This window comes from Nocardioides cynanchi, assembly GCF_008761635.1.
GTDB lineage: Bacteria > Actinomycetota > Actinomycetes > Propionibacteriales > Nocardioidaceae > Nocardioides > Nocardioides cynanchi.
The window spans coordinates 2,420,912-2,436,230 of sequence record NZ_CP044344.1 but is presented as its reverse complement, the minus strand read 5'-3'; the positions used below and the strand labels follow the sequence as shown (position 1 = coordinate 2,436,230).

Below are 15,319 nucleotides of genomic sequence, written 5' to 3'. Positions count from 1 at the left end.
TCTCCCCCCGCGCCCTCCCCGGCGCGTCAGAAACCGAACGTCGTGTAGCTGGGCAGTCCCGTACCCAACCCGTCGAGGACGACACGTTCGTGCGGAACGACGGGGTCCGGCAGCGCGCTGAGGGGCCACCACTCCAGGGCCGCGCACTTGGCCGGCTCGACGATCCGCGGCTCGCCGTTCCAGGTGCGCGCCGAGAAGAAGAAGTCGATCCGCTCGTCGATCGGCTCGGCGTGCTGCGTGCGCTGCATCGAGGTCAGGAACTCAAGCTCGAGCCCGTCGACGCCGATCTCCTCCCGCGCCTCACGGTGCGCCGCGTCGTACGCCGTCTCGCCGCGCTCGACGTGGCCCGCGGCGGCCGCCGCCCAGTGGTCGTCCATGTAGCCGGTGTGCTGCCGCAGCTGGAGCAGCACCTCGTCGCCGGACCCACCCGACCGCAAGAGGAAGACGTACGACGCGGGGACGACGCGGAACCGATCGCTCACTCCGGCGGGCCTCAGCGGGCCGTGTCTCCGTCGCCGGTCTTCTCCTCGGCGAAGTCCTGCGCCTTGTCGATCTGCCCGGCGTACTTGCCGCCGGTCTGCTTGTCGGCCAGGTCGCCGGCCTTCTCGATGGCCTCGTCGACCTGGTTGTCGTGCTCGTCCACGAACTTCTTGGCGTCGTCCAGAAATCCCATGAGGTGCTCCTCGGTCGCGGCCCGTCCCGTGGCGGGCCCTGGCGCCCAACCTAGCCCTCGGATGTCGTGGGTCCCCTCGGTGGTCAGCGGAGTCGAGACCTACCCGACGACGTCGAGCACCAGCCGCAGGATGTAGAAGAAGACCGGCAGGCAGAACACCACGAGCATCACCCACGCCGCGATCCGGTGCTTGAGCCGCGAGGAGTCGAGCTTGCCCGCGAAGTCGAGCAGCGCACCGTCGGGCACGTGGTGGGTCAGGCCCATCCGGCGCGCGTCCTCGGGCATCCGGTTGCCCGCGAACCAGTACGGCGGCGCGACGTCACCGGGCACGTCGTCGTGACCCCAGTCCTCGTCGAACTCGTCCTCGCGGACGCCACCGGCCATGTGCCCACAGTAGGCCCGGCCGGGGAACGGGCTGCCAGACTGACCGCATGGCCAACCCGTCGTCGAGGCCGCCGATCGTCGCCGTCGTGGGCGCCACCGCCGCCGGGAAGACCGCGCTGGCCCTCGACCTCGCCGAACGGCTCGAAGGCGAGATCGTCAACACCGACGCGATGGCGGTCTACCGCGGCATGGACATCGGTACGGCGTCCCCGCCGCCCGGCGAGCGCCGCGGCATCGCGCACCACCTGCTCGACCTGCTCGACGTCACCGAGCCGCTGACCGTCGCGGAGTTCCAGGGCTGGGCCCGGCAGGTGATCAGCGAGGTGCGGGCACGACGCCGGACGCCGATCCTGGTCGGGGGCTCCGCCCTCTACACCCGGGCGGTGGTCGACCGCTTCGAGTTCCCCGGCACCGACCCGGAGGTGCGCGCCGGGCTCGAGACCGAGCTCGCCGACCTGGGCCCGGCCGAGCTCCACCGTCGGCTCGCCGAGCAGGACCCGGAGTCAGCTGCCCGGATCCTGCCTGAGAACGGTCGTCGCATCGTGCGCGCCCTCGAGGTCGTGACCCTGACCGGCGGGGGCTTCCGCGCCGTCCTGCCCGAGCCGGTGTACGTCGACCCCGCCACCGTGCAGATCGGGGTCGACATCGACCGGCCGACCCTCGACGCCCGGATCGCGGCGCGGGTCCGGCAGATGTTCGACGACGGTCTGGTCGAGGAGGTACGCCGGCTGCTCGCCGTCGGCCTGGCCGAGGGCCGCACCGCGCGGACCGCGATCGGCTACCGCGAGGTGACGGCGTACCTCGACGGACAGCTGACCCTCGACCAGGCGATCGAGGCGACGGCGGCGGCGACCCGCCGCTTCTCGCGTCGCCAGGACGGCTGGTTCCGCAAGGACCCACGGGTGGTCTGGGTTCCGTGGGACGCGCCCGACCGGGTGGAGCGGGCCCTGGCCTCGGTCGCTCGCGCCGGCTGAGCCACCGCCCTGATCGGGCCGACACGGAGCGACCCCGCCGAGGGCGCATGCCGAGGCCCGGGGAGGGCACGGGGCAGGGAATCCGTTCTCGGGAGGAACCGTGACCCACCTGTCCCGTCGTGCCGTCGGTGCGACCGCCCTGCTCACCGCAAGCGTGCTCGCCGCCGCCACCACCCCGGCCCTGGCCGGGTCCGCTGGGAGAGCCGGCGTCGTCCGGCACACCGCCAAGGTGCCGACCAGCATCGGCTACGGCGGTGCGGTCAGCACCGTCGACCCCGAAGCGTCCGCCGCGGCCCTCCGGGTGCTCAGGAACGGGGGGAACGCCACCGACGCGGCCGTCGCCGCCGCCTCGGTGCTCGGCGTGACCGAGCCCTACAGCTCCGGCATCGGAGGCGGTGGCTACTTCGTCCACTACGACGCCGCCACCGGGCGGGTGCGGACGATCGACGGGCGCGAGACCGCACCGGCCTCGATGCCGCACGACGCGTTCATCGACCCGGCGACCGGCCAGCCCTACAACTTCACCCCCGAGCTGGTCACCAGCGGCGTGTCCGTCGGGGTGCCCGGCTCGCTCGCCACCTGGCAGCGGGCCCTGGACCGGTGGGGGAGCAGGTCGCTCGGCCAGGTGCTGCGGCCGGGCATCCGGGTCGCGCGGCGCGGCTTCGTGGTCGACCCGACGTTCCGCCAGCAGACGCTGGAGAACAAGACCCGCTTCGAGGCCTTCCGCTCCACCCGGCGGCTCTTCCTGCCCGGCGGGGACGCCCCGCAGGTCGGCTCCGTCTTCCGCAACCCCGACCTCGCCGCGACGTACCGGCTGATCGCGCGTCGCGGGCTCCGGGTGTTCTACCGCGGCCGGCTCGCCCACGAGATCGCCCGGACCGCCCAGCACCCGCCCAAGACGTCGAGCACCACGCTCCCCGTGCCGCCCGGCTTCATGAAGCCCTCCGACCTCGTGGCCTACCGCACCGTCGACCGCGCGCCGACGCACGTCGGCTACCGGGGGTACGACGTCTACGGCATGGCGCCGTCGTCCTCGGGGGGTCGACCGTCGGTGAGGCGCTCGACATCATGGAGCGCTACGACCTGTCGTCGATGTCGGCGGTCGACGCGTTGCACCACTACCTCGAGGCCAGTGCCCTCGCCTTCGCCGACCGCGGCGCCTACGTCGGGGACCCGGCGTACGTGAACGTGCCGCTGCACGACCTGCTCTCCGACCGGTACGCCGCCGAGCGGGCCTGCCAGATCCAGCCGACCACGGCGCTGACCAAGCCGGTCGCACCGGGCGACGTGACGTCGTACGACGGCCAGTGCGCCACCGCGTCGACCACCCCGACGGTGAAGGCCCCCGACACCGAGAACCTCAACACCACGAACCTGACCGTGGCCGACCGGTGGGGCAACATCGTCGAGTACACGCTGACCATCGAGCAGACCGGCGGCTCCGGGATCGTGCTGCCCGGTCGCGGCTTCCTGCTGAACAACGAGCTCACCGACTTCTCGCCCGTGTGGACGGCCGGCGACCCGAACCGGATCGAGGGGGGCAAGCGCCCGCGCTCCTCGATCTCCCCGACGATCGTGCTCCGCCACGGCACGCCGTACCTCGCGCTGGGCTCGCCCGGTGGCTCGACCATCATCACCACGGTGCTGCAGATGCTCTTCGACCGGATCGACCGGGGGATGAGCATCGAGCAGGCGATCGCGGCCCCGCGCGGCTCCCAGCGCAACACCCCCAGCGTGACCGCGGAGCAGGCGTTCATCGACCAGTACGGCGCGGCGCTGGGCGCCTACGGTCACACGTTCAGCCCGGCCGGTGCGCCGGGCACGACGGCCGCCGAGATCGGTGCCGCGACCGCGATCGAGTTCGGACCCCATCGGCTGCTCACCGCCGTCTCGGAGCCGACCCGACGCGGCGGTGGCTCGGCGCTGGTGGTCCGAGCGCGCCGCTGAGGCCCATCCCTCCTGTCACACTGGAGGGGTGAGCTACCCGTTCCTCAAGGGCCACGGCACGGAGAACGACTTCGTGCTGCTGCCCGACCACGACGGATCGGTCCACGGCGACCTGTCCGCCGAGCGGGTGCGGGCCCTGTGCGACCGGCGGGCCGGCATCGGCGGCGACGGCGTGCTCCGCGTGATCCGCTCTGCGTCGTTGGTCGAGCGGTCCTCGGTGGTCGAGCGGTCCTCGGTGGTCGAGCGGAGTCGAGACCACGTCCCGTCCTCGGTGGTCGAGCGGCCCTCGGTGGTCGAGCGGAGTCGAGACCACGGCGCCGAGTGGTTCATGGACTATCGCAACTCCGACGGCTCGCTCGCCGAGATGTGCGGCAACGGGATCCGGGTCTTCGCCCTGCACCTCTACGACGAGGGGCTGGTGCCGGCGGACGAGCCGGTCCGGATCGCGACCCGCGACGGCGTGAAGCTGGTGTCCCGTGACGGCGACCTGTTCCGGGTGGACCTCGGGGTGGCCACGATCCTGGGCGAGACCAAGGTGTCGGTGGGCGACCGCTCGTGGCCGGCACTGCACGTCGACGTCGGGAACCCGCACGCGGTGGTGATGGTCGACGACCTCGCCGAGGCCGGGCGGCTCTGGGACGAGCCGGCCTACGACGAGAGCGTCTACCCGGAGGGCGTGAACGTCGAGTTCGTGGTCCGCCGCGGGCCCGAGCACGTGGCGATGCGGGTCCACGAGCGCGGCTCCGGGGAGACCCGGTCGTGCGGCACCGGCGCGGTCGCGGCGGCGGTCGCCGCTGCGGCTCCGGACGCCGGCGACGCGCCCGGGCGCTGGCGGGTCGACGTTCCCGGTGGCCGGCTCGAGGTCTCCCGCGACGGCGACGGCCGGGTCCACCTCACCGGACCGGCGCTGATCGTCGCCCGCGGCACCACCGACCTCTGAGGCCCTGGCACAGGTCAGGCCGACTCGCCCCGGGCGGGGCGCCGCGCGCGGAAGGCTCGGGTCCTGACCAGCGGCGTGAGCACCACGAACAGCGCCATCGGCCAGCCCGTGGGGGCGATCCAGAACTGCTGGGCGGTCAGCGCCCACCCCGAGTCGTCGACGGACCGGCGCGGCGCATCGGCCGCGCCGATCACCTGGAGGGTGGCGACGACACCGAGCAGGGCGACGACGAGAGAGACCAGGACGACGATCTCGTGCGGGACGCGGAGCAGACGCATGGGGATCGCCGACAGGGCGAGCAGACCGGCGCCCAGCGCCGCCGCGAGCGCCTGGTCGAGGTGCTCCTGGCGGGCCAGCGGCCGGGTGTCCAGGTCGAAGCCGGCCCAGAACCACGCCCACAGCGTGCTGGCGAGCACACCCACCACGGCGAGGACGAACAGGGAGAGGAGGACGAAGCGGCGACCGTCGGTAGGCATGTCCCCACCATCGCCCGGCCCGCGCGGCCGCGCCTGAGCCGTCGTACTCAACCCGTCAGGCGAGCACCAGGCAGGTGGTGGTGCCGTGCGCGAGGAGCCGCCCGTCCCGGTCCACGAGCCGACCCTCGGCCGTGACCTGCCGTCGTCCGGCGTGGAGGACGGTGCCGGTCGCCGTCACCTCGCCCATGCCGGGCTGCATGCCGCGGACGTAGTGGAGGCTGAGCTGGGCGGTGGTGTACGACGACCGGGCCGGCAGCGTGGTGTGCACGGCACAGCCCATGCAGGAGTCGAGCAGGGTCGCCGCGATGCCGCCGTGCACCGAGCCGATCGGGTTGAGCATCCGGTCGTCGGGCTCGAGTGCGAACGACGCCCGTCCCTCCTCGACCTCGAGCAGCCGCATGCCGAGCAGGGTGGCGATCCCGGGAGGCGGGAGTGCACCCGCCGCGACCAGGGTCATCACCTCGAGGCCAGTGAGGTCGGTGAGCGCGTTCACGGCTCCACCACCAGCGCGGCGGCGGGCTCCGGAGCGAGCTGGGGAGGAGCGCTGCGCCGCGGGAGGGAGAGGGCCGCGACCGAGGTGAGCACTCCGGAGAGCAGCAGCATCCACCACACCCGCTGGAAGTGGCCGAGGGCGTCGGCCGGTCCGTAGGCGCCGAGCAGGGCCACGGTGAGGGCCACCCCGAACGTCGCCCCGAACTGCCGCGTCGCCTGGTTCACCGCGGACCCGACGGCGCGCTCGTCGGGCGGCAGGTGCTGGGTGGCGGCACTCATCAGGGTGGGCAGCACCAGCGAGACCCCCAGCCCGCCGAGCAGCGAGGCGGGCAGCATGTGCGCCGCCCAGTCGGGAGTGGTGGTCATCAGGCTCAGCTGCCAGACCCCGGTGCCGGCCCAGACCAGGCCGCCGGGGACGAGCAGGGCGCGCTGCCCGTACGCCGCCGCGAGCCGCCCCATCCGGGGTGCCAGGGCCACCACGACGAGCGGCCCCGGGATCATCGCCAGACCGGCCCGGACGATGCCGTAATGCCAGACCTGCGTGGTGAACTGGATCGAGGCGAAGAACATCGCGGTGAAGCCGATGGTGAAGACCGCGGTGGCGATGTTGGCCCATCGGAACGACCGGTCGGCGAACAGTGTGAGGTCCAGAGCCGGTGCCGCGACGCGGAGGGTACGCCGGACGAACGCGGCCAGGAGCAACAGCCCGAGCAGGACCGAGCCGACGGTCCGCGTCGACAGCCAGTCCCACTGGTTCCCTTGCACGATGCCGAGCGCCAGCAGGGTCAGGGACCCGGCGAGCAGCAGGACGCCCCAGGGGTCGGGGAAGGCTCGACGCACGGTCTCGCGTGACTCGGGCAGGTAGCGCCGGGTCAGGGAGAGGGCCAGGACTCCGACCGGCAGGTTGACCAGGAACACTGCCCGCCAGTCCCACTGCTGGACCAGCAGGGCGCCGACGGTCGGCCCGGCGGCGGCCGAGAGCGCAGAGATCGAGCCGTAGATCGCGACCGCGACCGGCACCTTCGCGGGCGGGAAGGCGGTCAGCACCATGGCCAGCGCCGACGGCACCAGCGCGGCCGCACCGAGCGCCTGGACGACGCGGAAGACGACCAGCGTCCCGGCCGTGGGCGCCAGCGCGCACAGGACGGACGCCAGGGTGAACGCGACCAGACCGATCACGAAGGTGCGACGTCGCCCGAAGCGGTCGGCCATCCGGCCGGCCGGCACCAAGGCGGCCGCGAGGGCGATGGTGTAGGCCGACAGGGTCCACGACATGGTCGCGAAGGAGACGGTGGGGAAGCTCGACCGGATGTCGTCGAAGGCCACGAAGAGCACCTGGGCGTCGAGGAAGACCATGAACGACGCGAGGCTGGCGACGGCGAGAGTGGCGCGCGGATCGATGGCGCGGGGTGAGGCGGGCATGGACCGACGGTAAAGCGTATGGTTTAAAAACTCAAGTGATTGATACATAATCGAAACCAATCTAGAATGGAGTGCATGGCCACGAAGACCTACGACCAGTACTGCGGGATCGCCGCGGCACTCGACCGCGTGGGCGACCGCTGGACCCTGCTGGTGCTCCGCGAGCTGTCCTTCGGGGAGTGCCGCTTCACCGACCTGCGCTCCCGGCTCCCCGGGATCGCCACCAACCTGCTGGCCGACCGGCTCCGCTCGCTGGAGGAGGACGGCCTGGTCGAGCAGCGCGAGCTCCCGGCGCCCGCCGCGCGGTCGGTCTACGCGCTCACCCCGGAGGGTCGCCGGGTCACGCCCGTGCTCCGCGCGCTGTCCGGTTTCGGTCAGGCGTTCCTCCCCGACCCGGTCGAGGGGGCGGTGCGGCCGGAGATGGTGGTCCACGGAACGCTGGCGCCGCGCCTGGACTCCCGGGCCTGGCCCGACACGTCGCTGCGGGTGCGCTTCGCGCTCGGCGGGTCCGAGCAGTGGCTGGAGCTGGAGGCGGGTCGCCTGGTGCGTCCCGACACCGGGGCGCCGCCGGACCTGCTCGTCGCCGGCAGTGCGGCAGCGCTGATGGAGCTGTGCCGAGGCACGGCGCGGCTCGCCGACCTCGGCGATCGGCTGCAGGTGAGCGGCTCGCGCGCGGCCCGGCGTACCTTCGCGAAGGTCTTCGCCCTCGTGCTCTGAGGCGCGAGCCCCTGTCCTAGGCTCGCCGCCATGGACATCTCCGGATCATCCGCCGTCGTCACCGGGGCCGCGTCGGGCATCGGCGCCGCCGTCGCCCGTCAGCTGGCCGCCGCCGGCGCGACCGTCGTGGTCGCCGACGTGCAGGCCGACAAGGGCGCCGCGCTGGCCGAGGAGCTCGGCGGGGTGTTCGTGCACGTCGACGTCACCGACACCGCCCAGATCACGAACGCCGTCGAGGTGGCCTCCGAGCAGGCCCCGCTGCGGGTGCTGGTCAACTCCGCCGGCATCGGCCCGGCCGCGCGCACGGTCGGGCGGGACGGCACCTACGAGTCGGCCCACGACCTCGACCTCTACAAGCGGGTGATCGCGATCAACCTGATCGGCACCTTCGACGCGGTCCGGATCGCGGGTACGGCGATGAGCCGGCTCGAGCCGCTCGCCTCGGGTGAGCGGGGGGCGATCGTGAACCTGGCGAGCGTGGCGGCCTTCGACGGCCAGATCGGGCAGGCGGCGTACTCCTCCTCCAAGGGCGGCATCGTCGGCATGACCCTGCCGGTGGCCCGTGACCTGGCCGCGATCGGCGTCCGGGTGAACACCGTGGCGCCCGGCCTGATCGACACCCCGATCTACGGCGAGGGCGAGAAGGCCGAGGAGTTCAAGGCCCGACTGGGGGAGTCGGTGCTCTTCCCCAAGCGGCTCGGCTCGCCCGAGGAGCTGGCGTCGATGGTCCTCGAGTGCCTCACCAACTCCTACATGAACGGTGCCGTGGTCCGCGTCGACGGCGGCATCCGGATGCCCCCGAAGTAGGCACACCCGCGTCACCGCCGAGCACCACCGGAATCTCGGTGGCCGGCGGCCCGTTGGGGGTCGTATGAGTGAGTCGATGCGTGCGGTCGTCGTCGAGCAGCCGGGCGGTCCGGACGCCCTGATCGTGGTACGACGTGCGGTCCCGGAAGCCGGACCCGGCGAGGTCGTGGTCGCCGTCGAGGCCGTCGGCGTCAACCCGGTCGACTGCGGCAACCGTGCCGACCCGTCCTGGGCGGGCGTCGAGGCGCCGTACGCCGTGGGATACGAGTTCGCCGGCCGGACGGTCGGGACGGGCGAGGAGGTCTGGGGGCTGCTCCCGGTGCAGGGCACGAGGTGGGCTGCGCTGGCCGAGCGGGTCGTCGTACCCGCCGGCCTGGTCGCGCCGCGCCCACCTGGGCTGGACGCGGTGACGGCCGCTGCCCTGCCGCTGGCCGGGTGCACGGCGCTCCAGACGCTCGACCGGATGGCGCTGACCGAGGGCGCCTGGCTGCTCGTGCACGGTGCTACGGGAGGAGTGGGCCACCTGCTCGTGCAGCTGGCCCGGCGCCGCGGCCTCCGCGTCGCCGCCGCCTCGCGCCCAGACGACCGGGCCCGTCTCGAGGCCCTCGGCGTCGACCTCTGGCTCGACCGCGCCGACCCCGACCCCGCGCGCGCCGCCAGCCGGGCCCTCGGCCACGAGCTGGACGCGGTCGTCGACCTGGTCGGCGGTCAGCTGGAGAGCTCGCTCCCGCACGTCAGGGTCGACGGCCACGCCGCGACCATCGTCGACCTCTCCGGCGACCTCGACCGCGCGATCGACCGCAACCTCGATCTGCACGGCGTGCTGGTGCGCGCCGGCCGCGACCGCCTCGACGCGCTCGCGTCCGAGGTCGCCGCGGGCCTGCGCCCGACCGTCGTGGCGACGTACCCGCTCGAGCAGACCGCCGAGGCCCACCGCCGTCTGGAGGCCGGCGGGGTCGGCGGCAAGCTGGTGATCACCCCCTGACCGAACGGGACGTCATCCGTTCCGGTCGCTTGGACAACCACCTCGTAGGACGTCCCGCGGTCAGGCGCGCACGCGAGCGCTGGTCGGGTCGTACATCGGTCGCAGCGAGACCTCGGCCGCGTGCCGCTCGCCGGCGATGTCGACCTGCCACGAGCCGGCGTCGAGCCAGTCCTTGGTCACCGGCGCGTCCGAGGTCACGAAGGCCAGGCCGACCGCGGCGCCGAGCGTCCAGCCGTACGACGCGGCGCGGACGTAGCCGACCACGACGCCGTCACGGAGCACCGGCTCCGCGTGGTGGAGCAGCGGCTCGGGGTCGGTCAGCCGGACCTGCACCAGCCGGTGCGTCGACGGGAAGGACGCCTTGCGGGCCAGCAGCGCCTGCTTGCCGCGGAAGTCGGTGTCCCACGCGACCGCGAAGCCGAGGCCCACGTCCAGCGGGCAGTCGGTGTTGTCGATGTCGTGGCCGTAGTCGCGGTAGGCCTTCTCCATCCTCAGCGAGGCCAGCGCCTTGAGCCCGACCGGCCGCACCCGCTCGTCGGCGAGCAGGGCGTCGTACAGCTCGAGACACCGGGCCGCGTCGGCGTACAGCTCGTAGCCGAGCTCGCCGAGGTAGGTGATCCGGGCGCAGATCACCGGGACACCGGCGACCTCGATCTCGCGGACGCCACGGAAGGGCCAGGCCTCGGTCGACAGGTCGGCATCGGTGAGGCCGGCCAGGACGTCGCGTGACAGCGGCCCCTGGAGGTTGAGCTGGCCCACCTCGGCGGTCAGGTCGCGGATCGTGACGTCACGGCCGTCCGCGGCGCGGTCGAGCAGCGCCCGCACGTGGCCGTGCCCGGTGTCGGAGGCGATCACGAACATCCGCTCGTCGGTGATCTTCCCGACGGTCAGGTCGGCCTCGATCCGGCCGTCGTCGTTGAGCCACTGGGTGTAGGTGAGCCAGCCGGGCTCGCCGTTCACCTCGCCGGCCGAGAGGTGGTCGAGCATCGGCCCGGCGGCCTTGCCGAGGACGGCGAACTTCGCCATGAACGACATGTCCATCAGCCCGACGCCCTCGCGGACGGTCCGGTGCTCCTCGGCCCACTGCTCGAACCACGGCGCCCGGCCCCAGGTCGGCTCGGCGACCGGCTCGACGCCGCGCCCGGCGAACCAGTCGGCCCCCTCCCAGCCGGAGACCTCGCGGAGCAGCCCACCGTGCTCGACCAGCCGCTGGTGGACTGGGGAGAGCAGCCGGTCGCGGGCGGTGCGCAGCTGCTTGCCCGGCGTGTGCGCGGCGTACACGGTGCCCAGGATCTCGGTGGTGCGGTCGCGGCGGTACGACGGCTCGAGCTGGTCGGCGCGGAAGCGGGCGACGTCCCACGCGGTCACGTCGACGTCGGGGAGCCCGGAGATGATCCAGTGCGCCAGCACCCGGCCGAGGCCGCCGGCGGAGAGGATGCCGACGGAGTTCATGCCCGCGGCCACGAAGTAGTTGCGCAGGCTCGGCGCCTCGCCGACGGCCGGCATCAGGTCGGGGGTGAACGACTCGGGGCCGCAGAAGAAGGTGCGCACCCCGGCGTCGAGGGTGACCGGCACCCGCGCCATCGCGGTCTCGAGGAACGGCGACATCCGGTCCCAGTCCGGCTTCAGCGTGGTGAACGACGTGCCGGCCGGGATCCCGTCGACCGCCCAGGCCGCGGCCCGCGGCTCGAACAGGCCGACCATCATCCCGCCGCCCTCCTCGCGGTAGTACCCGTGTGCGGCGGGGTCCTCGAAGACCGGGGCGTTCGGGTCGAGACCCTCGATGGTGTCGGTGATCAGGTAGTAGTGCTCGGCCGCCTGGTTGGGGACGACGACCCCGCTCTTCTCGGCCAGCTCGCGGGCCCACATGCCCGTGCAGTTGACGACGTACTCGGCCTCGATCTCGGCTGTGTCGCCGGTCGAGTCGGTCGCGACCCGGACGCCGGTGACCCGCCCGATGCCGCCGGTCGGGCCGGTCGAGACCAACACGTCCTCGACGCGCACGCCCTCGACGATCCGGACACCGAGGTCCTTGGCGCCGCGGGCCAGCGACTGGGTCAGGTCGACCGGGTTGACCCGGCCGTCGCCGGGCACGTAGAAGCCGGAGAGCAGGTCGTCGGTCTTCGCCCACGGGAAGAGGTCGGACATCTCCTGCGGGCCGATCTCCTCGACCTCGAGCCCGAAGTGGCGCTGGAAGGCGGCCACGCGGCGGTACTCGTGCTGCCGGTCGGCGTCGGCCGCCGCCTCGATCAGCCCGACCGGCTTGAAGCCCGTGGACACCCCGGTCTCGGCCTCGAGCCGGGCGTAGAGGTCGCGCGAGTAGAGCCGGATGCCGGTGCTGGTCTCGGACGTCGAGCCGAAGCAGGTCATCAGCCCGGCGGCGTGCCACGTCGTACCGCTGGTCAGGCGGTCGCGCTCGAGCACGACGACGTCGGTCCAGCCCTCGTGGGCGAGGTGGTAGGCCACGGAGCACCCGATGACTCCGCCGCCGATGATCACGACCCGGGCGCGGCCGGGGAGGTCGGGAGCACTCACCGGCACAACCTAGCGGGGGCGCGCCCGGCGATGAGGTGCAGGCGGCGGTGACGTGGGACCGGAAGCAGTCGGGCCAAGCGGTCCTGGCTCACCGCTGCCCGGCAACGAGCTCGCGAAGTCGCGTACGACGTGGTGGCAGTGACCGACGGATCGGTCGGAAGAGCGCATCCCACGCCTCACCGAACTGTGGCGGAGGGCCGAGGTACCCGAGGCGGAGGAGTCGTCGGTAGACGGTGCCGACCATGGTCTTGGGTCGAGCCAACGACTCCTGGGTGACCTGGAGATAGGGCACGTCGTGGTCGCGGAAGAGTGCGAAGCGTTCGATGTCCGCGTTGTACTGACCGCGATCGACTTGGTGGTGGGCTCCTTCGTACTCGACGACGAGTCCCCACGGCCTGAACACCAGATCACCGAGCGCGACAGCGTCACCTCCCAACGCGACCGGATGGTTGGACTCCGGCGAGGGCAGACCACTGGCGACGATCAGCGCGCGCGTCTCGGACTCCTTGAGTGAACGCGAGCGGCCGTCGAGCAGGTCCAGGACCCACAACGCCTCGTCTGCGCCGTCTCGCCACGGCGCAGCCAGGGCCAGGTCGGCGAGCCCGCGCACGGTCATGTGCCGGTGATGGAGCAACCAGTCTCCGACGGCGATGGCGTCGATCGTCCGAGCCGTGGCGCACCAGGCGAGGTAGGCCCCGGTCGGCGTGACGCCGTACTCGTCGCAGGGCGCGAGCGCCAGGGTGCGATGGAGGAAGATCCCGTCCAGTGCGAGGTGGAGGTCGCCCTGGATGACGAAGTGCAGGGGTCGTCGAGGGCCCTGGTCGAGCCCCAGCATCTGGATCCGGGTGATCCCCGTGGGCCTGGCTGCCAAGGGCAGCGCCAGCCGGGCTGCCTCGAGGTCGTCCGCCCACGTCATCACGTGGTCGCGGTGTCGCCACACCCGTGGATGGACGCGGACGAAGCGATGTCCGGCGAGCATGGTCTTGGACACGCCCAGCTCCAACGCGCCGGCCCGGGTGAACGGGCCGTGCAGCAGCGGGGTCGGGATGTCGCGCATGCCGATGACGCTGCCGCGAACGGGGCCACGTGGCCCGCATGAGTCGCCCGCCTGTGGACGACCTGGTCGCAGATCGGGCCTGTGCACGGTGACCGGCTCACCGGCGGTGGCTCAGGACCGGATTCGGGACGCGAAACCGGTCCTGGCTCACCGCTCCCGACCCGGGCGGCCGGTCGGCGGTGGCTCAGGACCGGATACGGGGCAGGGAACTGGTCCTGGCTCACCGCTCCCCGGGGTACGCCGCGGGGTTAAGGGTGTGCGCTGCCACCCGGGGCGACCTACGCTGGACGGCATATGACGAACGCACACGACCACTTCAGTCTCGACTCCGAGCTCGACCAGACGACCGGCTGGGACGAGGACGCCAACCTCGACCCGGCCACGCCGGCCGAGACCGACCAGCTCGACGACGAGGCAGCCGACGAGGACGACGAGTGGGAGTCGGGGTACGCCGACGACGAGTCCGACGCGGCGTACGACGACAGCGACCCCGAGCTCACCAGCGGGGAGCAGGACCTCGCCGAGCGCTACGCCCTGCGGCGCGTGCAGGGGCTCTCGACCGAGCTCGAGGACATCTCCGAGGTCGAGTACCGCCAGCTCCGGCTGGAGAAGGTGATCCTGGTCGGCGTCTGGACCGACGGCACCGTGGAGACCGCCGAGAACTCCATGGCCGAGCTCGCCGCGCTGGCCGAGACGGCCGGCTCCGAGGTGCTCGACGCGATCTACCAGCGCCGCAACAAGCCCGACCCGGCGACCTTCATCGGCCGCGGCAAGGTCGACGGGCTCCGCGAGATCGTGCGCGCCAGCGGCGCCGACACCGTGATCATGGACGGCGACCTGGCCCCCAGCCAGCTGCGCAACCTCGAGGACAAGGTCAAGGTCAAGGTCGTCGACCGGACCGCGCTGATCCTCGACATCTTCGCCCAGCACGCCAAGAGCGCCGAGGGCCAGGCGCAGGTCGAGCTGGCCCAGCTCAGCTACATGAAGCAGCGCCTGCGCGGCTGGGGCGGCAACCTCTCGCGCCAGGCCGGTGGCCGCGCCGCGGGCGGCGAGGGCATCGGTGGCCGCGGCCCCGGTGAGACCAAGCTCGAGACCGACCGCCGCCGGATCAACACCAAGATCGCCAAGCTGCGCCGCGAGCTGACCCACATGAAGGGCACCCGCGACACCAAGCGCCAGGAGCGCCGGCGCCACCACATCCCGAGCGTCGCGATCGCGGGTTACACCAACGCCGGCAAGTCCAGCCTGCTCAACAAGCTGACCGGCGCGGGGGTGCTGGTCGAGGACGCGCTGTTCGCGACCCTCGACCCGACCACCCGTCGTACGGCGACCGGTGACGGCCGTGTGTACACGATGAGCGACACCGTCGGCTTCGTCCGGCACCTGCCCCACCAGCTGGTCGAGGCCTTCCGATCCACGTTGGAGGAGGTGGCCGACTCCGACCTGATCCTGCACGTCGTCGACGGCTCCCACCCCGACCCCGAGGGCCAGATCGCCGCGGTGCGCGAGGTGTTCGCCGAGATCGGCGCCGACAAGGTGCCCGAGATCATCGTGATCAACAAGGCCGACGCGGCCGACCCGATGGTGCTGGCCCGGCTGCGCCAGCGCGAGCCGCACTCGGTGGTCGTCAGCGCTCGTACGGGCGAGGGCATCGAGGACGCCCTGGCCCTGCTCGAGGGCGACCTGCCGCGGCCCGGTGTGGAGTTCAGCGCGCTGCTGCCCTACGCGCGTGGCGACCTGCTCGACCGGCTGCACCAGCACGGTGAGATCGAGTCCCTCGAGCACACCGGCGACGGCACGGTGGTCCGGGGTCGCGCCCATGCCGACCTGGCCGGTGAGCTGGCGGCGTACCCCGTCTGAGCAGACGAACGCCCGGCCACCGTGGTGGTGGCCGGGCGTTCGTGCTTCTT

At 72.6% G+C, this 15,319-nt stretch carries 16 protein-coding genes; 8 read left to right on the top strand and 8 right to left on the bottom strand.

Annotated features, from left to right (window positions below; translation table 11 throughout):
- Positions 1-26: 26 nt before the first annotated feature.
- The 3 genes from E3N83_RS11735 to E3N83_RS11725 all read right to left on the bottom strand — a co-directional run bounded on the left by E3N83_RS11735 (position 27) and on the right by E3N83_RS11725 (position 1,057).
- Positions 27-482 (bottom strand): NUDIX hydrolase, encoded by a 456-nt coding sequence (locus E3N83_RS11735; RefSeq protein WP_151083432.1) that lies wholly within the window; start codon positions 480-482, stop codon positions 27-29.
- A gap of 11 nt (positions 483-493) precedes the next feature.
- Entirely contained in the window at positions 494-673 is a 180-nt protein-coding gene (locus tag E3N83_RS11730) for an antitoxin (RefSeq protein ID WP_151083431.1), read from the bottom strand.
- Positions 674-772: 99 nt separating this feature from the next.
- Positions 773-1,057 (bottom strand): hypothetical protein, encoded by a 285-nt coding sequence (locus E3N83_RS11725; protein WP_151083430.1) that lies wholly within the window; start codon positions 1,055-1,057, stop codon positions 773-775.
- 47 nt (positions 1,058-1,104) lie between these two features.
- Between E3N83_RS11725 and miaA the strand changes: the two genes are divergently transcribed.
- The 4 genes from miaA (at position 1,105) to dapF (ending at position 4,918) form a co-directional block, all read left to right on the top strand.
- A complete protein-coding gene (gene miaA / locus E3N83_RS11720; RefSeq protein WP_151083429.1) occupies positions 1,105-2,031 on the top strand; it encodes a tRNA (adenosine(37)-N6)-dimethylallyltransferase MiaA in 927 nt (308 codons plus the stop codon).
- A gap of 100 nt (positions 2,032-2,131) precedes the next feature.
- Entirely contained in the window at positions 2,132-3,217 is a 1,086-nt protein-coding gene (locus E3N83_RS20025) for a gamma-glutamyltransferase (protein WP_238342872.1), read from the top strand.
- On the top strand, positions 3,100-3,978 hold the full coding sequence (locus E3N83_RS20020; protein WP_238342871.1) for a gamma-glutamyltransferase: 879 nt from the start codon (positions 3,100-3,102) through the stop codon (positions 3,976-3,978). The genes E3N83_RS20025 and E3N83_RS20020 overlap by 118 nt, the downstream gene beginning before the upstream one ends.
- A gap of 28 nt (positions 3,979-4,006) precedes the next feature.
- Positions 4,007-4,918: a diaminopimelate epimerase gene (dapF, locus tag E3N83_RS11710; protein WP_151083428.1), complete on the top strand. Its 912-nt coding sequence runs from the start codon at positions 4,007-4,009 to the stop codon at positions 4,916-4,918.
- A gap of 14 nt (positions 4,919-4,932) precedes the next feature.
- Here dapF and E3N83_RS11705 read toward each other — a convergent pair whose 3' ends face one another.
- The 3 genes from E3N83_RS11705 to E3N83_RS11695 are packed head-to-tail and all read right to left on the bottom strand — an operon-like array spanning position 4,933 to position 7,308.
- Positions 4,933-5,394, bottom strand: coding sequence for a hypothetical protein (locus tag E3N83_RS11705; RefSeq protein WP_151083427.1), 462 nt, complete (start codon positions 5,392-5,394; stop codon positions 4,933-4,935).
- Between the two features lie 55 nt (positions 5,395-5,449).
- Complete coding sequence (locus E3N83_RS11700) at positions 5,450-5,887, bottom strand: PaaI family thioesterase (RefSeq protein ID WP_202879209.1); 438 nt, start codon at positions 5,885-5,887, stop codon at positions 5,450-5,452.
- A complete protein-coding gene (locus E3N83_RS11695) occupies positions 5,884-7,308 on the bottom strand; it encodes a DHA2 family efflux MFS transporter permease subunit (protein ID WP_191907780.1) in 1,425 nt (474 codons plus the stop codon). Before E3N83_RS11695 ends, E3N83_RS11700 begins: the two co-directional genes overlap by 4 nt.
- 75 nt (positions 7,309-7,383) lie before the next feature.
- On the opposite strand from E3N83_RS11695, the gene E3N83_RS11690 reads away from it, so the two are divergent.
- The 3 genes from E3N83_RS11690 to E3N83_RS11680 all read left to right on the top strand — a co-directional run bounded on the left by E3N83_RS11690 (position 7,384) and on the right by E3N83_RS11680 (position 9,817).
- A complete protein-coding gene (locus E3N83_RS11690; RefSeq protein WP_191907779.1) occupies positions 7,384-8,025 on the top strand; it encodes a winged helix-turn-helix transcriptional regulator in 642 nt (213 codons plus the stop codon).
- 30 nt (positions 8,026-8,055) lie between these two features.
- Positions 8,056-8,832, top strand: coding sequence for an SDR family NAD(P)-dependent oxidoreductase (locus tag E3N83_RS11685; protein WP_151083424.1), 777 nt, complete (start codon positions 8,056-8,058; stop codon positions 8,830-8,832).
- Positions 8,833-8,908: 76 nt separating this feature from the next.
- Complete coding sequence (locus E3N83_RS11680) at positions 8,909-9,817, top strand: quinone oxidoreductase family protein (protein ID WP_191907778.1); 909 nt, start codon at positions 8,909-8,911, stop codon at positions 9,815-9,817.
- A gap of 60 nt (positions 9,818-9,877) precedes the next feature.
- Here E3N83_RS11680 and E3N83_RS11675 read toward each other — a convergent pair whose 3' ends face one another.
- Both E3N83_RS11675 and E3N83_RS11670 read right to left on the bottom strand, forming a co-directional pair.
- Positions 9,878-12,352, bottom strand: coding sequence for a GcvT family protein (locus E3N83_RS11675; protein ID WP_151083422.1), 2,475 nt, complete (start codon positions 12,350-12,352; stop codon positions 9,878-9,880).
- An 88-nt stretch (positions 12,353-12,440) separates the two neighbouring features.
- The gene (locus tag E3N83_RS11670; RefSeq protein ID WP_151083421.1) at positions 12,441-13,409 is read right to left on the bottom strand and encodes a hypothetical protein; all 969 of its coding nucleotides are present in this window, start codon (positions 13,407-13,409) and stop codon (positions 12,441-12,443) included.
- A gap of 294 nt (positions 13,410-13,703) precedes the next feature.
- Between E3N83_RS11670 and hflX the strand changes: the two genes are divergently transcribed.
- Positions 13,704-15,269: a GTPase HflX gene (gene hflX, locus E3N83_RS11665; protein WP_191907777.1), complete on the top strand. Its 1,566-nt coding sequence runs from the start codon at positions 13,704-13,706 to the stop codon at positions 15,267-15,269.
- Positions 15,270-15,319: the final 50 nt, after the last annotated feature.